Origin of the sequence: Kribbella orskensis (genome assembly GCF_004342085.1) — a bacterium.
Classification (GTDB): domain Bacteria; phylum Actinomycetota; class Actinomycetes; order Propionibacteriales; family Kribbellaceae; genus Kribbella; species Kribbella orskensis.
Map to the genome: position 1 here is coordinate 176,702 of NZ_SLWM01000007.1, position 21,845 is coordinate 198,546.

Here is a 21,845-nt window from a genome sequence, read left to right on the forward strand (position 1 = left end):
AAGTCGAAAAATAGTTACACAGTTGGGCCGTGCGTAGAAGGGGTCGGTACGGTTGGCACATGCTGCGCACGGCGACTGACCACGACGTCGACCTCATCCGGACCCTGCGCAACCAGCAGGCCAACCGCGAGGTGAGCGTCAACTCGCACGAGATCTCCCCCGACGAGCACGCCGGCTGGTGGGCCAAGACGAGCGTCGACCCGACCCGGCGGGTGCTGATCTACGAACGCGCCGGCACCGTCGCCGGGGTGGTGAGCTTCTTCGACCTGGAGCTCGACGCGGCACCGCGGACCGGGGCCTGGGGGTTCTTCCTCGACGCCGACGGCCTGGCCGAGCGAGGTGAGACACTGCCCGCCTGGATCGAGGTGATGAGCGAAGCCACCGGGTACGCGTTCGACGAACTCGGCCTGGACGAGCTGACCGGCGAGGTGCTCGAGCACAACACCGTGGTCCGGCAGATGAACAGGCGGTTCCGCTTCACCGAGGGCGAGCCGCAGACCCGGTACGCCGATGGTCGCGAGATCACCGTGCTGCCGATCAGCCTTCTCAAAGACAACCGGCGCAAGCCGAAGGGAAACTCATGAGTGCCAGCAAGACCATCGACTTCGGCGGTGTCCCGGTCGGACCGGAGCACCAGCCGTTCGTGATCGCGGAGATGTCGGGCAACCACAACGGCGACCTCGAGCGGGCCAAGGACATCGTCCGCGCGATGGCGGACACCGGGGTGCAGGCGCTCAAGCTGCAGACCTACACCGCCGACACGATCACCCTGGACGTCGATCTGCCCGCCTTCCGGCTGCCGTCGGAGCACGAACTGTGGGGCGGCGCCCGGTTGTACGACCTGTACGACGAGGCCCACACGCCGTGGGAGTGGCACGAGCCGCTGTTCGAGCTGGCGAACTCGCTCGGCATGCTGGGATTCTCGTCGCCGTTCGACCCGACCGCGATCGACTTCCTGGAGAAGTTGCAGGTCCCGGCGTACAAGGTCGCGTCGAACGAGATCGGCGACCTGCCGCTGGTCCGCGCGATGGCCGAGACCGGCAAGCCGATCATCATCTCCACCGGCTCCGCGACGCTGACCGACATCGACGCGGCGGTCCGCGCGGCCCGCTCCACCGGCAACGAGCAGATCGTCGTGCTCTCGTGCACGGCGAGCTACCCGGCCCCGGCCGACCAGTCCAACCTCCGCGGCATCCCCGTACTGCGGGACGCGCTCGGCGTGCAGATCGGCCTGTCGGACCACACGATGGGGATCGGCGCGTCGATCGCGGCGGTGGCGCTCGGCGCGACGGTGATCGAGAAGCACGTGACGCTGTCCCGCGCGGACGGCGGCGTCGACTCCGCCTTCTCGCTGGAACCGGCCGAGATGAAGCTCCTGGTCGAAGGCACCAAGGTCGCCCAGCAGGCCCTCGGCGAGCCGCTGATCGGCCCGAAGCAGGCCGAGCAGAACGTACTGCGCTTCCGCCGCTCCCTCTACATCACCCGCGACGTCAAGGCCGGCGAGAAGGTTGCCCCCGACAACGTCCGCTCCGTCCGCCCGGCCGGCGGCCTCCCCCCGGACGCCTTCAGCTCCGTCGAAGGTCGCCCCTTCCGCACCGACGCCCCCGCCGGCACCCCCCTCACCTGGGACGTCCTCTAACTCCCTCCGCCGCCCCTCCGCCCTCCGGGAAGGTTTGTTGTGCTGGTTTCCGTCGTGGTGCCTTGTTATCGGTCGGGTGCCACGTTGCCGCGGTTGGTGGATGAGCTGAACCAGGTGTTGCCGGAGGTGACGGCCGGGTTCGAGATCGTGCTGGTGGTAGACGGGAGTCCGGACGACACCTGGCAGGTCGCGAGCGAGCTGGCGAACAAGTACCCGGAGACGCGGGCGCTGCGGCTCGCGCGGAACTACGGGCAGCACAATGCGTTGATCGCCGGCGTCCGCAACGCGCGGTACGAGGTGGTCGTGACGATGGACGACGACCTGCAGCACCCGGCCGACCAGGTGCCGGTGCTGCTGCGCGCCCTGACCGACGACCTCGACCTCGTGTACGGCGTACCGGCGGATGAGGAGCACGGGCTGGTCCGGAGCTTCTCGTCGCGGCTGGTCAAGGCGGCGATGGCGTCGACCATGTCAGTGCGCAACGCCAGGTCCATCAGCGCTTTCCGGGCCTTCCGGACCTTCCTGCGGGACGGGTTCGACGGACTCGACGGGCCGCATGCGTCGGTGGACGTGGCGTTGTCGTGGTCGACCACCAGGATCGCGCAGACCACGGTCCGGATGGAGGAGCGAACCGACGGACAGTCGAACTACACAACCTGGATGCTGATCAAGCATGCGCTCACGCTGATCACCGGGTACTCCGTGGAGCCGCTGCGGCTGGTCGGCTATCTCGGCTTCATCTGCGCGGTGTTCGGCGTCGGGTTGTTCGGGGTGATCATCTACAAGTACGCCACCGGGGCGACCACGGTCGCGGGGTTCACCACGATCGCGTCCATGGTCGCGCTGTTCTCCGGCGCCCAGATGCTCGCGCTCGGCGTCCTCGGCGAGTACGTCGGCCGGCTGCACTCGGGCTCGATGGGCCGGCCGACCTACGTGATCCGGGAACGCACCGACGTGGACGCCCATCCGGACATCAAGAGTGAGGGCGTCTGACCCGATGGAGTACCTGCTGTTCCCCGGGCGGCACCACGTCCTGACGCGGTTCCAGGCCGAGTTCCTGCAGGCGACAGCTCAGGGCGCCACGATCGTCTGGGCGGTGACGTCCTCGAACCACCACACAACCAAGCGGAACCCGGTGCCGTTCGACCGGCGGGAGGCGGCGATCGAGCGGTTCAGCGTCGCGACCGGGATCCGTTCGCTGGTGGTCGGCGTCACCGACACGCACGCGACCGACGACTTCGCCGACGTGACGATCAAGGCCGTCGAGGCCGGCACGGACGACCAGGTCCAGCTGGATCCGGGCAACACCGTCGTCGCCTGCTCGACCCCCGAGGTCGCCAAGCTGTACGAGCGGCTCGGCTACCCAGTGATCGGCGTCGAGCCGCCCGGCGAGCCCAGGCCGTGGGACGTGCTGCTACTGATTGCTGCAGGCAACGACACCTGGCGGGAGCTCGCGCATCCGGCGACGGCCGACGTCTTCGACCGGTACCGGCTCGACGCGCAGATCCAGCGCTGCGTGAACGACCCGGTGGTCGGCGACGACGGCGGGCTCACCACCACCCGCGACTACAAGACCTACGCGGACGCCTTCGAGACCGCCGCCGACCGCAAGTGGCAGCAGATCAAGGACTTCCTCCGCCCCGGGCGGATCCTCGACATCGGCTGCGCGACCGGCGCCACCCTGCAGCTGGTGGACGCGGACCCGCGGTTCCACGAGTCCGACCTGATCGGCGTCGAGGTCGCCCGGCACCTGTACGCCGAGTGCGTGCACAAGAAGGAGCAAGGGCTCTTCCAGAACCCGAACGTGTACTTCTACCAGCGCAACATGCTCGGCTCCGCGGTCTTCCCGGCCCGCTCGATCGACACCACGCTGACACTCGCGCTGACCCACGAGATCTGGTCGTACGCCGACGGGTCGCGCCCGGCGACGGTGCAACGCTTCGCCGACGGGTTGTTCGCGCACACCGCGCCGGGCGGGGTCTGGGTGAACTCGGACGTATGCGGACCCGCCGAGCCCGACCGGCCCGTAGTACTGGAGCTCGACGACAGTGACGGCGCCAACCCGGCCGACGTGACCGACCTCGAGGCGCTCGCCGATCCGGCGGCGTACGTGGGCGCGCTGTCCACCAGGGCGAGGTTCTTCCAGTTCGCGCACGACTTCCGGCGGAACGCGTCCGTGCCCTTCGAGTACTCCGAACGCGGCGGCAAGCCGGTACTGCGGCTCGCGGACGCGATGGACTTCCTGACCCGCAAGGACTACGTCGACAACTGGCTGAGCGAGACCCACGAGCAGTTCTGCGGGCTCGACTTCACCGGCTGGTGCGAGATCGCGAAGCAGGCAGGCTTCACCATCGACCCGGCCTCGAAGCCCTGGCGCAACGACTGGGTGATCACCAACCGGATCGCGCCGGTCGCCTCACTCACCAGCCCCGACGGGACGCCCGTCGACTGGCCTGACACCCACCAGCTGCTGATCGCCCGCCGCTGACCCGCGTCCGAAGAACCCCGATGCGGTTCTTCGGACGCGGACGGTCAGCCGAGTCGGTTGCGGAGGATTCGCTTGAGGCGGCGCTTCAGCTTGCCGGCGAACTCGCGCGGGTTGCGGATCGTCGCCACGTTGCGCACCACGGTGACGGCCGCGAAGGCGCGCGAGCCGTGCAGCTTGGCGCGCTCCGCGTTCACCTTCTGCACCTGCAGCCGCATCTCCCGGAGCCGGTTCTCGCGCGTCTTCAGCGCCTTGTCCCGGAACCCGAGCGTCCGCTCGAGCCCGAAGATCTGCCCCTTCAGCTCGAACACTTCCTGCTGCGCCCGCTCAGCATCAGCCAGCGCCGTCCGTACGTCGGGAGTCTGCGAGGCGTCGGCCGGAATCCCCAGCGCAGAAGCCAGAGCCTCTGCCAACTCCCTGCCTCGGGCAACTTGTGCGGCGGAGGCCGGTGTAGTCTCCGGCTTCGTCGCCGAGACCGGAGCCGGTGCCTCGACACCGGACATCCCCAGCCACGCGGACACCAGGTCGTCCCCGACCATCCACGGCGGCCACGGGTGACGCCGGTGCCCACCGATCAGCCGATCGTGGAACCGCCACCAAGCAGCGGCCAACACATCCGCGGCGCTCTCGCCACCAGCAGTCACCCACGGCGAGACGCCGGCCGCGAAGCCATCCCCATCGACCACCACGTCATCCCACCGCAGCACCAGCCGCGCCGAGTCCTGGGCCCGAGCCCACTCACCGAGCCGAGCAGCCAACGCCCGGAACCCCGGCACATCCTCAGCAGCAGCCAACCGAAGCAGCTGAGTCTCCACAGTGATCCCACTCGGCACACTCCCGGGAACGGCCCCTAGGTCGAACACCACCGGCGCTGCCGCGGCGGAAGCGTCACCAGAGGCGGCGCGGGCTGCAGCAAAGCCGGCTTCATCGCCTGCCGCGGCGCCGAGTCCCAGCTGGTCCGTGGTGATGGACCAGCCGGCTGCGGCGGTGTCGGCGGTGAGGACGGTGGTGTGGCCCGAGGCTTGGGCGTAAACGGGGTGGTGGGCCGGGGTGGTGGTGATTGCCAGCCAGGAGGGGGCGGTGGAGGCGAGGAGGCCGGCCCGAGCGGCCGCGGTGGCGCCTTCGGCGATCGGGGCCAGCAGCGGTACTGCGACCGCGGCAGTCTCCAGGGCCTCCAGCGCCAGGCGGGCTGGTAGTTCGCCCGGCCGGGTGGCGGCGGCCGTGTCCGCGGCGAGCAACGTCAGGACCGTGTCCTGGGCGGAGAAGGCCGCGTAGGCGTGGGCGTCGGCGAAGCCCACTCGCGACAGCTCAGCAAGGAGCTGGCCGGTGGAGACCGGGCGAGTGGGGTCGTCGTGGAGCGGTCGCCAGTCGTCGTCGGCGTGGCGGTCCTGGGGTAGGCGGCGATCCAGCAGCTTGGTGAGGGAGAACTCGTTCTCCAGTCCGAGAACGACGACCGCTGCAGGCGACGCGACCGCGGCCAGGGCGTCCAGGCGGGCGGACCAGTTCAGGTCGTCGCTGTCATAGCCGAGGACGCGATCCAGACCGTCGGCGGCAACCACGACCTCGAACGCGGCAGGCTCCATCCCGTCCAGGGCGCCCGCGATGACCTGCAGGTCGTCGCCGAAGCGCTCGGCCAGCGAGTTGGCGTCCGAGACCGACCGGACCAGCATGGTCGCCTTCGCCGACCTGGCGACGACGACGTCGATCAGGTCGGCGCTGTGCGGCCCGACGATGAGGGTGCGTGCCCCAGAAGGCAGGACGTCGTCCAGCAGTGCTCGCAGCACCGGTCCCTGGACGGCCCCGCGCTTGCCGTCGTAGTCGCTCCACGGTTGCATCTCACCGCGAACCACATCGACGGCCAGCTGGTTGTCAGACACGCTCTCTCCAATCGAACAGCATCCGAAGTTCCGCGGGCGGCAGCATCCACGGCACGCCCAGTTCCAGGTCCGTGGTCGCGCGGGCGGCGGCCAGGTCGATCTCCTTGCCGAGCATCTCCGGCCACAGCCTGGCGATCCGGCTCTGCCCGCCGAACAGCGGGTTCTCGCCCTCCATCTCCATCGGATCGCCGTACACGGCGGGCTCGCAGCCCGCGGCGATGCCGTAGAAGATCGCGGTCGACAGCCGGTTCGCGGCCACCCTCTTGTGCTTACGGAGCTCGGTGAGCTGCTTGTAGAGGAACCGCGGGTCCGTGCCCTCGTACGAGAAGCCCCGGCGGCCGAACGACACCACCCGGAACCCGGCGTCCTCGTACGACTTCCGGATCTCCGGCCGCTCGTACTCCGTGTAGTACAGGCTGAAGGTGACCGGGCCGGGCTCGGTCTCGCGGATCTCGTCGATCAGGCGCTTGTGGTCGCCCTGGATCTTGCCGCCCTCCCAGCCGTGGAAGAGGAACCACAGCGTGCCCTCGCGCTCCTCCTCCGGCACCGCGCCGAGCTCCGGCTCCAGGTCGAGCAGGTAGAGCCAGGGCGCGCCGATGCTGTGGTAGTTCCGCCGGCCGAGCGCGTGCCCCCGGCGGCGCGGCGCGTCACTCCAGGTGAACCGCCAGGCGCCGTCGAAGAACTCGTGCACCGGGTTCCAGCCGTCCGCGATGTTCCAGCCGTGCTGCAGGTAGCCGCGCAGCCGGGGCGGAGCCTGGTCGTCGAGACCGGCGTACCGGGCCAGGATGTGGGCTTGCCCGTAGTAGTGGTTGTGGTGATGCATCAGCGGACCTCGACGTGAAGTGTTCCTGCGTGCGGACGGATACCGGCGACATGGCCGCCCTGCTCGACCTCGATCGGCAACCGGCTGGCAAGGAACGGCTCACACTGCACGGCCTGGGCAGAACCGTCCGCCGCCGTGGCGAACAACACCCAGTCTGCCAAGCTGGCCAGGGGATCCACGGAGTGCGCGACCACCTCGTCCGGAATCAGCTCGGACAACCCGACAGAGGCCACCCACTCCCCGGACGCCGAGACGGTACTGCGGCACGCGACGTCCAGGTGTTCGTCGGAGTCCTCCAGGAACCGCCGCCAGCTGAACGCGGCCCCGCCGGTCAACAACCCGGCGATCCGCAGTTCATTGCTCTCAGCAACAACCTCGGCCTGCTGGGCGACCACCCGGGCGGGGCCTTCGTGCAGGTTCACGTACCCACCGGTGGATCGGGTGAGCGTGACCAGGCGACCCTGGTCCAGGTGGCTCACCGCCTGGTCGCCGGCGGTCCAGAGCAGCAACCTCTCGTCGCCGCCGGAGCCGAGCATCCGGAAGGCCCAGGTGGTCCGCTGGGTGAACGGGTCATCGGGGCTGGTCTCGGCGATGATCGGGCCGAACGGGATCCGCACGCTGAAGTCCCGCCCGGACCACTCGAGCGGCAGCACCTGGCCCAGACCGGACAGCGCCCGGGTCACCTGCAGCCGCGGATCCTCCAGATCGGCCGGCACCCGCCCCCGCAGTACGAGCGCGTCGGAGGTCTGCTCGGCCGAGGTGATGCGGCACGGGTCGACCATCTTCCGCAGGACGAAGGCGCCGTCCGCGCCGGGACCGGGCTGGACCCAGGTGGTCTCGTCGATCCAGTTGCCCGGCGGCCAGCCGGGACTGCCCGCACGCTGACCGCGGAGCTTGCCGTGCTCGCGCAGCCGCCCGGACTTCATCCGTACTGCGAAGTGCGCCGGGGCCGCCGTGTCCGCGAGTTTCGTCAGCAGGCGGCGGTCGAGGCGCACCTCGAACCCGACCAGGGAGGAGTCACCATGCGAGTCCGTCGCGGCGTACCGACGGACAGGCAGCGGGATACGGTTCCCCGCGACGACCAGCGCGATCCGCAGGCTGGACGACGCGGTGGTCTCCAGGTGCCGGATCTCGGCGGTCCCGTGCAGCGACAGCACGTCGTCCTGCCAGGCGACCCGCTGCACGGTCGTCGCCAGCGTCAGGTCCTTCTTCGGCAATTCGTAGAGGGTGCGCGGTACGGCGGTGTTCTGCTCGTGCACGCCCGGGTAGTTGTGCTCGAACTGCCACCGACTACCGGCCTTCGGGATTGCGCGGGCGCCACCGCGAAGGCCACCCTCGTTGCGGAAGTGCGCCAGCCGGCGCAGCAGGTCCACGTCGCCGGCGCGGAGCGCGGAGTGCTGGATCCGGTCGTAGCTGTGCGCGCGGACCAGAACCGAGTTGTCCAGCCGCTCCAGCAACCGGCAGGCCAGCAGGACCAGGTTCTGCTCCTCCGCGGGCGGCACCGCGCCGAACGCCATCACCAGCGTCAGCATGTCGATCTGGGTGAAGTGCGAGTGCACCCGGCGCCGGATCTCGCCCAGTCCCTGATACGCGCCGCTGTCGATCAGGTCCATCACCAGTTCGGCGGAGCGGACCCGGTCCTCCAGGTTGCTCAACTGGAACTTCTGCTGGGTGATCGACTCGCCCGACTCCCGCTCCCGCCAGTAGTAGACCGGGGCGGCCAGCGCGTCCACGGTGACCGCGTCCAGGTGCGCCTTCAGCGTGACCGGGTAATCCTCGTACCGGATCGCGGGGAACTCGTAGCCGTACTCGTCCCAGAAGGAGCGCCGGTAGACCTTGTTCCAGACCATCCGGTCCAGGATCAGGTCGGGCGACTCCAGCACGTGGCTGGCGATCCGGTTCTTCGCGAACGGCAGCCCGTGGATCCACGACGGCCGGACCCCGGCGCTGTTGTTGAAGCGCCGCGCGTTCCCGCCGGCGAAGGACGACCCCGTCTCGTCCAGCGACCGGACCAGCCGCTCGAACCCGTGCCGGCTGACCAGGTCGTCGCTGTCGACGAAGGTCAGATACTCGCCCTGGGCGTGCCGGACCCCGGTGTTGCGGGCCGGGCCGAGGCCCTGGTTGTCCTGCTCGACGATCCGGAACCGGGAGTCGCGGGAACACAGGTCCTTGGCGATCGCCGCGCTGTCGTCCGGGGATCCGTCGTCGACGAGGATCGCCTCGAAATCCGTCCAGGTTTGCCGTGCGATCGAATCGAGGCAGTCCCCGATGTAGTCACCGACGTTGTAGAAAGGCACAACCACGCTCAGCCGTGGCGTCACAACCGTGTATCTCCTCGGCTCAGACGAATTCGGTCAATGATGCTAGCAGCCGGTCTCCGGCTACTGTCGCGCTGCCAGGGGTAGGTCGGGCCCGACCAGATGAACCGTCAGCAGCGTGTGGATCGGCTCGAACCCATAACGCGCCCAAGCTCTTTGTACCCCGGTGTTGTGGCCCTGGGTGGAAATGACGAGCCGACGGGAGGTTGCGGCATCCTCGACGGCCGCGAGCAGGTGCCCGTACCGGCCACGGCCCTGCTCGGCCGGAACCACGCCGGCCAGCTCGATCTCGGTCCACGACCGTTGCTGGTCCACCGTGGCCAGAGCGAGCACCCGCCGGTCCGGGCCTCGCAGTACGACCGCGCCCTGGTCCTCGACGCTGCGCCGGGCCCATTCCTGGTACCCCGCGAGCGCCTGGGTCCGAGCGAACAGCGGGTTGGCGCAGTAGTGGTTCCCGTAGTCGCCGAAGATGTCACCGACCAGGTCGTCCACCAGATCGTCGTCGACCGCCGGCTCGAGCATCGCGGCGAACCCGGCCAGCGGCGCCGGGCGACGGCCCTTGCCCACAGGGAGTGACCAGTAGACGAGGCTGTCCGCGAGCAGCGCTGTCCGCGGACCACTCGCCAGCGCCGCGAACCAGGAGACCTCGCGGGCCGGGTAGCGCAGGATCACCACGTCGGCCGTCGACTTGTCGACCGCGGCGAGCACCTCCGGCAGCGGCGTACCGGCTGAGGCCGAGATCGAGATCCGGTCGACGGCGACGCCGAACCGCCGTGACTCGTAGTCACCCGGCCGGATCGTCAGCTCGCCCGCCTCGAGGGCGTCGTACCAGCTCATGCCGGACCGAACGGGTAGGAGTGCACTCCGTCGATCACTCGGTTCAGCTCCTCCTCGGTGAGCTGGCTGTACAGCGGCAACCGGACCAACGAGCTACTGACCCGGTCTGTGACGGCGCAACCGCCCGGCCCGACCCGGCCGTACTTCTCGCCCGCCGGGGACGAGTGCAGCGGCACGTAGTGGAACGGCGCGCTGACGTTGCGCTCGCGCAAGTGGGCGATCAGGCCCTGCTGGTGCTCGTGGGACGGCATCAGCAGGTAGTACATATGCGCGGGGTGCACGCAGCCCGCGGGAACGGTCGGTAGGCCGACGCCGTGCGACCCGGCCCACTCGGCCAGCGCCTCGTCGTACCGCTGCCAGCTCGCCAGCCGTGGCGCGTGGATCTCGTCGAAGTGCTCCAGCTGGGCTGTCAGGAATGCGGCCAGCGGGTCCGCCGGGAGATAGCTGGACCCGATGTCCACCCAGCGGTACTTGTCGACCTGGCCGCGGAAGAACTGGGCGCGGTTGGTGCCCTTCTCCCGGATCACCTCGGCCCGGGCGAGCAGGTCGGTGTCGTTGACGACCAGCGCGCCACCCTCGCCGCAATGCACGTTCTTGGTGCCGTGGAAGGACTGCGTCGCCATCAGCCCGAGCGAGCCGAGCGGGCGGCCGTGGTACGACCCGCCGAGACCGTGCGCGTTGTCCTCGATCACCGGCAGCCCGTACTTCGCGGCGATCGCGAGCACCTCGTCCATGGCGGCGGCGACCCCGGCGTAGTGAACCACCACGATCGCCTTGGTCCGCTCGGTGATCGCGGCCTCGATCTGCGTCTCGTCGAGGTTCAGCGTGTCCGGCCGGATGTCCACGAACACCGGTACGGCGCCGCGCAGCGCGTAGGCGTTCGCGGTGGAGACGAAAGTGAACGACGGCATGATCACCTCGTCCCCCGGCTCCAGGTCGAGCAGCAGGGCGGTCATCTCCAGCGCGTGGGTGCACGACGTGGTCAGCAGCGAGCCGACGCCACCGGTGAGTTTGGTGATCAGCTCCGTCGCCCGGGCGGTGAACGGGCCGTCGCCGGAGACCGCGGCCGAGGAGAAGGACTGGTTCACGTAGACGAGCTCGTCACCCGCCACGTATGCCTTGACGAAAGGGATCGGCGACAGGTCCGGCATAGGCGGGGAGCCTACCTTTGCTCCGGCGACTGCCCGTCGATCGCCTCCGCGTAACTGTGGTGCCCGGGATCCTCCAGGCTGTCGTAACCCACCAGGAACTGCGGCCGCCGCTGGCTCGACTGGAACAGCCTCGCCACGTACTCGCCCAGCAACCCCAGGCACAGCAGCTGGATCGCGCCGATGATGCCGACCGCCAGCACGGTCGAGGTCCAGCCCGGAACGCTGTTGCCCGACAGCTTGACCACCAGCGCCCCGACCACGAACAACCCGCAGACCAGCCCACCCAGCAGCCCGAGCCAGGTGGCCAGCCGGAGCGGAGCGGCCGAGAACGCCGTCACGCTGTCGAAGGCCAGCCGGAACATCTTCGACCAGTTGTACTTCGTCACGCCTGCCGCCCGCTCGGCGCGAACGTACTTCACCTGCGCGCTCGGGAACCCCAGCCACGGGATCACCAGCCGGAACACCCGGCCGTCCTCGGGGAGCCCGTTGACGGCATCCACCACGCGGCGCGACACCAGCCGGAAGTCGCCGGCGTCGAACGGGATGTCCATGCCCACCAGGCGACACATCAGCCGGTAGTACATGCGAGCCGTGGTCCGCTTGGGCCAGGAGTCACTCGACCGGTCGGACCGTACGCCGTACACGACGTCGACGTCCTTCTCCCGCGCGGTGGCGAGCAACTCGGCGATCGCCTCGGGGGGATCCTGCAGGTCGGCGTCGATGGTGACCAGGTAATCACCACGAGCGCGGCGGAATCCCGCGGACAGGGCGGCCTGGTGACCGGAGTTCCGGAGCAGGCGGACGAGCCGGAGTTGCGGCCAGGTGCCGGTCGCCTCGCGCAGCAGGGTGGCCGTGCCGTCGCGGCTGCCGTCGTCGACGACGAGCACCTCGTAGCTGATCCCCAACCCGTCGAGCAACGGGTGCATCCGCTCGAAGAAGATCGGCAGCACGTCCTCCTCGTCGTACATCGGCACGACGACGGACAGCACTGGGTGACTGGTTGGCATGCGGACCTCCTGCGGTGAGATTACTCGGCCCGGGGCTTAGCACGGATACTCTGCCTCCGTGTCAACCGTGACCGGCATCGCGCCCAGCCGCCCAGGCGCCCCGGAGCGGGAGACGAGCCGGCCGTCCTGGCAGCCCATCGTCCCGCACCTGGTCAAGGCCGCCGCAGGCCTCGCGGTGGCATGGCTGGCGATCTGGCTGATGGCCGGGCACGCGTCCGCCGACAGCATCGTGTCGCTGCTGCGGTTCTGGATCTTCGGCATCACCCTGCCGGGCGTGATCCTGTGGCGGCTCGCCAGCCCGTTCCGGCACAACCTGATCGAGGACTTCGCCGCCGGCTCTCTGGTGGGTGTCGCGGTGCTCCTGCTCGTCTACATGGCCGTCGCGCCGATCGGCCTGCAGCAGTGGGCCTGGCTGTGGGCCGCGCCCGTGGTGATCGCCGCTGTCTGTGTGCCGTCGTGGCGTCCGCGCATCCTCAGCCGGGTCGAGCGGCCGGTGAGCCCTCTGACCGCCTGGCTGGTTGCCCTTGCCTTGGCGCTGCCCTTGTACGGGATCGGGCGTTATCGGAACCTCGTGCCCGCGCCGTACACCGATGCGCGGTCCAACTCGCCCGACATGGCGTTCCACCAGGCCCTGGCGGCCAGCGCGCGGTCCGACTTCCCCCTGCAAGCGCCGTACGTGCAGGGCGAGCAGATGGACTACCACTATTTCTGGCACCAGTTCACGGCCGCGGTGTCGTGGGCGACCGGCATCAACCTGACCGATCTCGTCTACACGATCGGCTGGGTGCCGCTGCTGCTCGCCGGGACCGCGCTGATCTTCGCGCTGACGGACCGACTGGCTCCGGGCTCGCGGTGGGCCGGGCCGCTGGCGATCGCGGTCGCCTCGGTCGGCGGCACGGTGAACGCGTACCCGTCGGTGACGCTGCCGGCCGAGGGCCTCATCAACTACGTCTGGGGCAGCCCGACGCAGAATCTCGGCAGCGCGCTGATCGTGCTGCTCGCGTTGATCGGCATCGACCTGCTGCGGGGCCGGAGTGGGCCCGGGACCTGGGTCCTGTTCGTCGTGATCGCCGCGGCGGCCTCGGGGTCGAAGGCGACCGTGCTGCCGCTGATCATCTGCGGGCTCGCGCTGGTCGTCCTCGTCCGGCTCTGCTACGGCCGGTTCGCCAAGGCCGCGCTGCTCACGGCGGCTGTCCTGGGCGGGTTGTTCGCAGCCTCGATCGTGGTCGTCTTCGGCATGCACTCGTCCGGGCTGGCGGTGAAACCGTGGATCACCTTCGCCAAGGTGGGCGTCTATCCGCTCGTCGCGGACTCCCTGCCCGCCGGCCAGCTCGACCACGGCGCGATGTGGATCACCGCGATCACCACCTGCCTCGGTCTGATCCTCGGCTCGGCCGGCCTCCTCGTCCTCACCGGTACTGCGGCCCGCTGGTTCCGCGACCCCGGGATGATCTTCCTCGTCGGAATCTCCATCGCCGGGTTCTCCGGGATGGTGCTGACGGATCAGCCCGGCACCAGCCAGTTGTACTTCCACCGCACCGCCGTACCGATCATCGCGGCACTGGCCGCGGCGGGTGCCTGGATGCTGGTGTTCTGGTTCGCCGACCGGCGGTCGGACCTCGCCGTGCTCGCGTCGATCGCGGGTGGCATCGGCGCGACCGCGCTGGCTCGCGCGATCGTCAACGCACTGCCGTCGGACGGCAAGCCCTTCCGCACACCGGACGGATCCCTCGCCGGGCTGATCAGCCCGTGGTTGTGGACGATCTTCCTTCTCGCCCTGGTAGCGGTGCTCGTCACCGTGGTGTGGAAGCGGGTCGCCAAGCGCAGGGGCCGTCCGACCAGGATCGCGATGGCGTCCTTCGTGCTCGCCGGAATGGGCGCGGGCCTGTTCCTGCCGCTCCAGGCGATGACCGAGTACGCGCCCGTGTCGCTGGCCCCGCAGACGGACAAGCAACTGCTCGGCCCGAGCCGGAGCCAGACCGCCGCAGCCCTCTGGCTGAAGGACCACGCCGCCCCGGGCGACCTGATCGCGACCAACGCGCACTGCGCGATGAAGAACACCAAAGGCTGCGACGCCCGGCATTTCTGGATCTCCGCGCTGACCGAGCGGCACGTGCTGCTGGAGGGCTGGGCGTACACGAATACCCTCAACGACCTGGTCGCCGGCACCGGGATGGGCCCGAACGGGTTGCCGTTCTGGGACCAGACGAGACAGGAGGAGAACGACCGCGCGTTCATCTCCCCGAGCCGCGACAACCTGCGGGTGCTGCGGGAGAAGTACGGCGTCCGCTGGCTCTACGCGGACCCCACCCAGACGATCCTGTCGCCCAATCTCGGCGCCTTCGCCACGCTGCGCTTCAAGGCCTCCGACGCGCTCGTCTACGAACTGCCCTGAATCAACCGCTCTACCGGGGTGAACCCGAGCCTGATCCCCTACTGGAGCGAGGAGGAGCTGGCGACCGACGATGCGCCTTCACGTCCCCCTCGGTCGCGGTCATCGAGCGACTGCGCCGGGTCGGCGTGCCGACAACAGGGCCGGCACCGTGTCGCCCCAGCTCAAGCAGTTCGTGCGGCTCCGGCACGCCACGATCTACGAAATCAGGTGAAAGAGAGCATCGGCGACCCGGACCCGACCCTGTCCGTCCACCAGCTTCCAGCCGGCCTCGGCGATCCGTGCGCGTTCCACCGGGTCCGTCAGGAGTGGCCGGAGTACGGCGGCCGCGGCTGTTGGGTCCGCCTTCAGGTCTGAGAGCACTCCGACTCCGACCGCCGCGCCAGTGGCGACTGCCCTTTCGTAGCCCATCTCCTGGTTGTCCACCACGCACACGAGGCCTGCCGTCGCCCCGAGGCACATCAACTCCCAGGTCGACGTACCGGACGCGCTGACCACCAGGTCCGAGGCCACCACGGCCCTGGCGAGCTGGGAGGTCGGGCCGATCACGTCGACCCGCTGGCCAGGGTTCAGCGGCACTGCGGTGATCGCCTCGGCCAGGTCGTCGTCCGGAGCCACCACGAGGGCCTCGAACGGCACCCCCGTCGCCGCGAGGGCCGCCGCGACGTACGGCCCGGCGCCATATGCGTCGGTGCCCCCGAAGAACGCGAACACCTTCGGTACGTCGTGCCGTCGCGGCTCGGGCGGTTCGGCCGGACGGAGGGTGAGGATCTCGTCACGCAGCAGCACGTAGTCCAGCCCGGCGAGCCGGATCGCACCCTCGGGGAGCTCCGGCTGGTCCAGCTCGGAGCCCAGGTTCTGGTCCACGAACACGTCTGCCTCGGCGCCGCGGAAGTCCCCGTCGACGATCGCGAGGGCGGGGATGCCGGACCTGCGCACTCGGGTGAACACCTCGCCCGGCAGGTCGTACGAGTCGAAGACGACGGCATCCAGCTCGAGCCGCCGGAACAGCTCCACGTGCTCCTCGGCGGTCCAGACGGCAGGCTCCACCGGGATGCCCCGGGCCAGGATCTGTTCGTTGGCCCAGGGCACGGTGTGGCTGTCGCAGACGAAGACCACTTCGGCCCCGCGCAGCCGCAATTCCTCGGCCAGCGCCAGGCCCCGCATCACGTGTCCGATGCCCCGTCTGGGCCCCACGTCACACCTGACTCCGACCCGCCTCTGTCCAGTCACGCACCAGACCGTATCCGGTCCACTGGGGGCGCCCAGCTAAGGTATCCACTTGCGTGACATGCTCGCGCGGTCCGGAAACGCACATGAGAAGGGTCCCCCGACTTGTCCATCCTCACCGGCTCAGACATCCTCGTCACCGGAGGCACTGGGTCCTTCGGCAAGGCGTTCATCCGGTTCGCCCTCGATCAGCTCGACCCGCGGCGGATCATCGTCTTCAGCCGCGACGAGCTGAAGCAGTGGGAGGTCCGGCAGTACTTCGGCGACGACCCGCGGCTGCGGTTCTTCATCGGCGACGTACGCGACCGGGCCCGGCTGAACCGGGCGATGCACAGGGTCGACTACGTGGTGCACGCGGCCGCGCTGAAACAGGTCGACACCGCGGAGTACAACCCATGGGAGTTCGTCCAGACCAACGTGGTCGGCTCACAGAACGTGATCGAGTCGGCCATCGACTCGGGCGTCAAGAAGGTCGTCGCGCTGTCCACCGACAAGGCCTCGAGCCCGATCAACCTGTACGGCGCGACCAAGCTGACCGCCGACAAGCTCTTCATCACCGGCAACCACTACGCGGCCGCCTACGACACCCGCTTCAGCGTGGTCCGGTACGGCAACGTGATGGGCAGCCGCGGCTCGATCATCCCGAAGTTCCGGGCCCTGCACGCGGCCGGCCAGTCGCTGCCGATCACCGACCTGCGCTGCACCCGGTTCCTGATCACGCTGCCGGAGGCGGTCGAATTCGTCGTCGACTCGTTCGAGCAGATGATGGGCGGCGAGCTGTACGTGCCGCGGATCCCGTCGATGAAGATCACCGACCTGGCCCAGGCGATCGCGCCGGGCGCGAAAATGCACGACATGGGGCTGCGGCCGGGCGAGAAGCTGCACGAGGAGATGATCAGCCCGGAGGAGGGTCGCCGCGCGCTCGCGATCGGCAACCGGTACGTGCTGCAGCCGGACCTGGCGACCTGGGGCTACACCCCGCCGGCGCACGGCACGCCGGTGCCCGACGGCTTCCACTACGCCTCCGACACCAACGACCAGTGGTACACGATCGACGAGATCCGCAAGATTCTCGACAGCGATGTCTGATCCGATGCTGCCCTACGGCCGCCAGTCGATCTCGGCGGAGGACATCGACGCGGTCACCGCTGTCCTCCGCGGCGACTGGCTCACCACCGGCCCAGCCGTCACCGCGTTCGAGACCGCCGTCTCCGAGCTGACCGGCGGCCACCGCGCGGTCAGCTGCACGTCGGGCACCGCCGCCCTGCACATGGCGTACGCCGGGCTCGGCGTCGGCCCCGGCGACGAGATCGTGACCACGCCGATGACGTTCGTGGCGACCGCGTCCTGCGCCGCGATCCTCGGCGCGAAGGTGGTCTTCGCCGACGTCGAGGAGGACACCGCGCTGCTCGACCCGGCGGCCGTCGAGGCGGTCGTCACCGAGCGTACGAAGGTCGTCGCGGCCGTCGACTATGCCGGCCACCCGGCGGACTACGACGCCCTGCAGCCGATCGCGGACTCGGTCGGCGCCAGCACGCTGGACGACGCGGCACACTCGGTCGGCGGCTTCTACCGCGGCCGCCCGGTCGGCGACCTGGCCGACGTCACCACGCTGTCGTTCTTCCCGACCAAGAACCTGACCACCGGCGAGGGCGGCGCCGTCGTCGCCAAGGACCCGGCGGTCGGGCAGAAGGTGCACGAGTTCCACTTCATCGGACTGGTCCGGGACCCCGAGCGGTTCGAGATCACCGACGAGGGCCCCTGGCACCAGGAAGTTCACGAGTTCGGCGTGAACTACCGCCTCACCGACGTCGCCTGCGCGCTCGGGTTGTCCCAGCTGCGCAGGCTCGCGGCGTTCAAGAAACGCCGGGCCGAGCTCACCGCGCGGTACAACGAGGCCCTGAGCGACGTCGACGGCCTCCGTACTCCGCCCCAGCGCGCGGACGTGGACCCGGCCTGGCACCTCTACCCGGTCCGCGTTCTCGGCGGTCGCCGGCGGGAGATCTTCGAAGGCCTGCGGGCGGCCGGGATCGGCGTCCAGGTGAACTACATCCCGGTCTACTGGCACCCAGTGTTCGCGAACCAGGGCTATCAGCGCGGCATGTGCCCGAACGCGGAGCAGTTCTACCACGAGGAGATCTCGCTACCGATGTTCCCGGACCTGACCGACTCCGACGTCGACCGGGTGATCGACACGTTGACTAAGCTGGTCCAGTGACGAGTCTGGTCATGGTCGGGGCCGAGATGCTCAACTGGTCCGACCTCATACCTCGCGACGGACGTCCCGCGACCGGCGGTCGTGTTCCAGCGGCGCTGCTGGAAGCCGTGCTGAAGCCGACGGACTCCGTCCTGGTGGCCGGTCCGCACACGCTCGAACTGCTCAAGCAGGTCGTCGGCGCGACCGCTTCCGTGGACGCGCTGGTCCGATCCGCTCCGGATGCCGAAGAGATCGCCGCACTGATCCAGGGTCGGGTCTACTGCGGGGCCCTCGATCGCTTCAGCCCCGACGACACGTACGACGTGATCGTGGCGCTGGACGGGTTGCATCGCCTGGTGGGACCTGACACGCCGGTGCTGACCTGGGCCGACGCACTCGCTGCCCTGCAGGCGCGGCTGGCTCCAGGGGGCCGGCTGTTGCTCGCGGCCGAGAACTCCTTCGGCATCGAGCGCTTGATCCAGCCCAACCTGGCCACCGTCCCGGGCGACCAGGCGTGGCCCCGCGACCTCTTCGGCAGCGTCGAACCGCCTGCCGGGCTGAAGGCTGTCCACGCCGCCGTCGGCACGTCCGCGACGACGTACGCCGTCTATCCGGACCTGGCAGACCCCTCGGTCGCGCTGACCGAGACCGATACTCCGCTGGCCGGCGTGACGATCGGCCGAGCGGTCGCGTCGCGATACGCCGGGCCGATGATGACCGATCCGTATCGCCTGATGCAGGACGCGATCGCCGCCGGCCTCGGCACCGAACTGGCCCCGGGCTGGTACTTCGTGATCGGCGCCGCCGAGGTGCCTGCCGTGCTGCCCGGTGATGCCGTGCCGACCGGCTCCGGCATCCTGCTGGAGGAATATCTCCTCGATGCTCTGCGGGTCGACGACCAGGCGGCGATCCGGCGTACGGTGCCCGGCTACGTGTCATGGTTGCTGGCGCAGGACGCCCAGACCGCCTCGATCGCGTCGGCGGACAACGTGATCGTCGACGGTACGTCGTACCAGGTGTTCGGGGAGGGTGAGCCGGTCGCGGGTCGCGGCGAGGCCCTCGTGATCTCGCAGTTGGCACGCTTCGTGCGGCGCTCGCTGGAAGCCGGCTCGAGGCAGTCGTGGACGGCCGGCGAGAGCACCCGCGGCCTGACCGCGCTGTTCGCGTCGATGGCCGGAATCACTTTGACAGAAGCACTCTGGGCATCCGTTGCCCCAGGCAATAAGCAGCCGCAGCCGGCCGGGAGTGCGGAGCAGGTCGCCACCATCGCGCGGCTCACCAAGGAGCTGTCCGAGGCGGCCACGCAGGCCATCTACTTCGAGCGTCAGCTGAGCAGCATCCGCCGGTCGCGTGCGTACCGGATCGGGGTGGCGGTGATGAACCCGGCGAAGGTGGTCGTCAGACGGGCTCGCCGCAGGGTCAGACGGGTTCGCCGCAGGGTGGGTCGCTGATGCACCACGCGAACCACTTCTACGGCCACGCGCACGTGATGGCCTCGTACGCCGGGCTGCCCGGCGCGCCAGGGATCTGGGGCTACCTGCAGCACGGCTGGAACATCCTCGACGGGTTCGCCTTCGGCACCGCCTTCGTCGACGGGATGCCGAAGTTCGTCTGGTCCGACAGCGTCCGGCGGCGCGGCTGGTCGATGGGCCTGCGCAACTACTCGGTGATCGGCGCCGCCTGGCTCTACCTGCTGAAGGTGCACCCGGAGCTGGCCACCCCGGCGAAAGATGCCGCCGGCACCATCTTCTACCCGTTCCACGGCTGGGAAGGCCAGCACGTACTGGGCGATCACGGCCGGATCGTTGCCTCGATCAACGAGCACGAGAAGGGCCCGGTCACCGTCTGCCTGTACTGGAACGAGTACGAGAACCCGGCCATCCGGCAGGTCTACGCGCGGGCCGGCTTCCGGGTGATCACCCACGGGTACCGCGGGCTGCACTGGCTCGGGACCGACGCGGACTTCCTGCTGAAGCAGCTCCGCGAGGTCCGCAAACACCGCCGCGTCGCCTCCAACCGGCTCAGCTCGGCCGTCCTGTACGGCGCCTCCCTGGGCCTGCAGCCCGGCGTGTACGGCGACCCGATGCTGCTGGAGAACGAGCATCCTTCCTTCGGCGGCCAGGCCCGGATCAAGCGGCTGTGGCCCGAGATGAACCAGCCGTACGTACCGCTCGACCTGGCCCGGGAGTTCACCGACACCGAGCTCGGTGTCGAGCACCTGGCCGGTCCGGCGGAGATCCGTGAGTTGTTCAGGTGGACCACGCTGAAGGCGGTTTCGTGAAGATCGGCATCATCACCCAGGCCCGCGCGACGAGCACCAGGCTGCCCGCCAAGATCCTGCTGACCGCGGGTAAGCGGACCTTCCTCGAGCACCACCTGGACCGGCTGGCCCGGACCGGGCTTCCGGTGATCGTGGCAACCACCACGAACGCCGACGACGAGCCGATCGTGGGGCTGGCCGGCGAGGCCGGGGTCCCGGTGTTCCGTGGCAGCGAGCTGGACGTGCTCTCCCGGTTCGCCGGCGCGGCCCGCGAACACGAGCTGGACGCGGTCGTCCGGGTCACCTCGGACTGCCCGCTGATCGACGCGGAGGTCGTTGCCGCGGGCGTCGATCGGTACCGCGCCGAGAACGACGAGAATCTGTACGTGTCGAACTGCCTCGAGCGGACCTACCCGCGCGGCATGGACTACGAGGTGTTCTCGGTCCCGCAGCTGCTCCGGGCCGAGGCCCGGGCCACCCTGCAGGCCGACCGCGAGCACGTCACGTCGTACCTGCACCAGAACCGCGGCGGGGACGTCCGGCTGCTCAACCTCCCGTGGCAGGGCGGCGGCTCGCAGTACCGGCTGACGCTGGACACCGAGGACGACCGGCTGCTGCTGACCACGCTGATCGAGGACTACGCCGCGACCACGCTGAACTGCGCCGATCTGGTCGAGATCATGGCCGCGCACCCCGAGCTCGCCGCGCTCAACGCGCACATCGAACAGAAGAAGCTCGGCGAGTAACGCCCCGCAAGGCGGTGGCTACGGCATGATTTGCCGTGATGACCACCGATGACCCAGGTCCTGATGCCGGTCGCGCGCGATCCTTCGGCGCCGTCGCCGCCGCGTACGACGCGGGCCGGCCGACGTTCCCTGCCGACGCGCTGACCTGGATCCTGGGTCCCGGCCGGCTCCAGATCCTCGATCTCGGGGCAGGGACCGGCAAGCTGAGCAAGGTCGCCGCGTCCCTCGGGCACGACGTGGTCGCGGTCGATCCGTCCGAGGAGATGCTCGCGCTGTGCCGGCGCGTTCCCGGCGTCGACACGATGGTCGGAGCCGCCGAGTCCATCCCGCTGGCGCACGCCTCGGTCGACGCGGTCCTCGTCGGACAGGCCTTCCACTGGTTCGACCACGCCCGCGCCCTGCCCGAGATCGCCCGGGTACTGCGGCCGCACGGCGTGCTGGGCCTGCTCTGGAACAACCACGACACGGTCGTCCCCTGGGTCCGGCGGCTGCACCGGGCGATCATCGGCGAGGACTTCCTGGCCGGGAACGACGAGTTCGACCCGATGCCGATCCTGCTCCAGTCGGACCTGTTCTCGATGGTGGAGACGGCCCGGTTCCGGCACTGGCACGACCTCGACCGCAACGGACTGCGGCAACTCGCCCAGTCGCACTCGCGGGTCGCGGTTCTGACCGAGTCCCGGCGGGAGTCGGTACTTGAGCAGATCGACGCCATCTACGACAGCACCGCGAGGCCGCCGGAGCCGTTGCGCGTGCCCTACTTCACCAACTGCTACCGCACCCGCCCCAGCGACCTCGCGAACTACCACCGCACCCTGGACGCACCCCTCGCACCACCGCTGTGACCTGAAACGGTTTGGTTGCATTCGATCACAAATGCTCG

Annotated in this window: 18 protein-coding genes; 11 read left to right on the plus strand and 7 right to left on the minus strand. The window is 69.4% G+C overall.

Features of this window, described 5'->3' with window-relative positions:
• The first annotated feature begins 59 nt into the window (after positions 1–59).
• The 4 genes from EV644_RS21045 to EV644_RS21060 are packed head-to-tail and all read left to right on the plus strand — an operon-like array spanning position 60 to position 4,127.
• Positions 60–584, plus strand: a complete 525-nt coding sequence (locus EV644_RS21045) for a GNAT family N-acetyltransferase (protein WP_132190385.1) — start codon at positions 60–62, stop codon at positions 582–584.
• Complete coding sequence (pseI, locus tag EV644_RS21050; protein WP_132190386.1) at positions 581–1,639, plus strand: pseudaminic acid synthase; 1,059 nt, start codon at positions 581–583, stop codon at positions 1,637–1,639. The genes EV644_RS21045 and pseI overlap by 4 nt, the downstream gene beginning before the upstream one ends.
• A gap of 57 nt (positions 1,640–1,696) precedes the next feature.
• On the plus strand, positions 1,697–2,632 hold the full coding sequence (locus EV644_RS21055; RefSeq protein ID WP_255511341.1) for a glycosyltransferase family 2 protein: 936 nt from the start codon (positions 1,697–1,699) through the stop codon (positions 2,630–2,632).
• Between the two features lie 4 nt (positions 2,633–2,636).
• Positions 2,637–4,127: a class I SAM-dependent methyltransferase gene (locus EV644_RS21060; protein WP_132190388.1), complete on the plus strand. Its 1,491-nt coding sequence runs from the start codon at positions 2,637–2,639 to the stop codon at positions 4,125–4,127.
• A gap of 44 nt (positions 4,128–4,171) precedes the next feature.
• Here EV644_RS21060 and EV644_RS21065 read toward each other — a convergent pair whose 3' ends face one another.
• From EV644_RS21065 to EV644_RS21090, 6 genes are read right to left on the minus strand one after another with little or no spacing between them, the layout of a single operon-like run.
• Positions 4,172–6,001: a hypothetical protein gene (locus EV644_RS21065; RefSeq protein ID WP_132190389.1), complete on the minus strand. Its 1,830-nt coding sequence runs from the start codon at positions 5,999–6,001 to the stop codon at positions 4,172–4,174.
• A complete protein-coding gene (locus EV644_RS21070; RefSeq protein ID WP_132190390.1) occupies positions 5,994–6,824 on the minus strand; it encodes a hypothetical protein in 831 nt (276 codons plus the stop codon). The genes EV644_RS21065 and EV644_RS21070 overlap by 8 nt, the downstream gene beginning before the upstream one ends.
• The gene (locus tag EV644_RS21075; protein ID WP_132190391.1) at positions 6,824–9,145 is read right to left on the minus strand and encodes a glycosyltransferase family 2 protein; all 2,322 of its coding nucleotides are present in this window, start codon (positions 9,143–9,145) and stop codon (positions 6,824–6,826) included. The genes EV644_RS21070 and EV644_RS21075 overlap by 1 nt, the downstream gene beginning before the upstream one ends.
• A gap of 60 nt (positions 9,146–9,205) precedes the next feature.
• On the minus strand, positions 9,206–9,979 hold the full coding sequence (locus EV644_RS21080) for an N-acetyltransferase (RefSeq protein ID WP_132190392.1): 774 nt from the start codon (positions 9,977–9,979) through the stop codon (positions 9,206–9,208).
• Positions 9,976–11,130 carry a dTDP-4-amino-4,6-dideoxygalactose transaminase gene (gene rffA / locus EV644_RS21085; protein WP_132190393.1) on the minus strand — a complete coding sequence of 385 codons (1,155 nt, stop codon included), beginning with the start codon at positions 11,128–11,130 and terminating at the stop codon, positions 9,976–9,978. Before rffA ends, EV644_RS21080 begins: the two co-directional genes overlap by 4 nt.
• Before the next feature lie 11 nt (positions 11,131–11,141).
• Entirely contained in the window at positions 11,142–12,137 is a 996-nt protein-coding gene (locus EV644_RS21090; RefSeq protein WP_132190394.1) for a glycosyltransferase family 2 protein, read from the minus strand.
• A 58-nt stretch (positions 12,138–12,195) separates the two neighbouring features.
• On the opposite strand from EV644_RS21090, the gene EV644_RS21095 reads away from it, so the two are divergent.
• Positions 12,196–14,532, plus strand: a complete 2,337-nt coding sequence (locus EV644_RS21095) for a hypothetical protein (protein WP_241998561.1) — start codon at positions 12,196–12,198, stop codon at positions 14,530–14,532.
• Between the two features lie 195 nt (positions 14,533–14,727).
• Here the strand turns inward: EV644_RS21095 and EV644_RS21100 are convergent, their stop codons facing one another.
• Positions 14,728–15,726, minus strand: a complete 999-nt coding sequence (locus EV644_RS21100; protein WP_241998563.1) for a PseG/SpsG family protein — start codon at positions 15,724–15,726, stop codon at positions 14,728–14,730.
• A gap of 138 nt (positions 15,727–15,864) precedes the next feature.
• Between EV644_RS21100 and pseB the strand changes: the two genes are divergently transcribed.
• Genes pseB through EV644_RS21130 form a run of 6 tightly spaced genes read left to right on the plus strand, consistent with a single transcriptional unit; the run spans position 15,865 to position 21,807 of the window.
• The gene (gene pseB, locus EV644_RS21105; protein WP_132190396.1) at positions 15,865–16,848 is read left to right on the plus strand and encodes a UDP-N-acetylglucosamine 4,6-dehydratase (inverting); all 984 of its coding nucleotides are present in this window, start codon (positions 15,865–15,867) and stop codon (positions 16,846–16,848) included.
• A complete protein-coding gene (gene pseC, locus EV644_RS21110; RefSeq protein ID WP_132190397.1) occupies positions 16,841–17,977 on the plus strand; it encodes a UDP-4-amino-4,6-dideoxy-N-acetyl-beta-L-altrosamine transaminase in 1,137 nt (378 codons plus the stop codon). The genes pseB and pseC overlap by 8 nt, the downstream gene beginning before the upstream one ends.
• Positions 17,974–19,407 (plus strand): hypothetical protein, encoded by a 1,434-nt coding sequence (locus EV644_RS21115; RefSeq protein ID WP_241998565.1) that lies wholly within the window; start codon positions 17,974–17,976, stop codon positions 19,405–19,407. The genes pseC and EV644_RS21115 overlap by 4 nt, the downstream gene beginning before the upstream one ends.
• Positions 19,407–20,237, plus strand: a complete 831-nt coding sequence (locus tag EV644_RS21120) for a hypothetical protein (protein WP_132190398.1) — start codon at positions 19,407–19,409, stop codon at positions 20,235–20,237. Before EV644_RS21115 ends, EV644_RS21120 begins: the two co-directional genes overlap by 1 nt.
• On the plus strand, positions 20,234–20,962 hold the full coding sequence (locus EV644_RS21125; RefSeq protein ID WP_132190399.1) for a cytidylyltransferase domain-containing protein: 729 nt from the start codon (positions 20,234–20,236) through the stop codon (positions 20,960–20,962). Before EV644_RS21120 ends, EV644_RS21125 begins: the two co-directional genes overlap by 4 nt.
• A gap of 38 nt (positions 20,963–21,000) precedes the next feature.
• Positions 21,001–21,807 (plus strand): class I SAM-dependent methyltransferase, encoded by an 807-nt coding sequence (locus EV644_RS21130; protein ID WP_132190400.1) that lies wholly within the window; start codon positions 21,001–21,003, stop codon positions 21,805–21,807.
• Positions 21,808–21,845 lie beyond the last annotated feature (38 nt).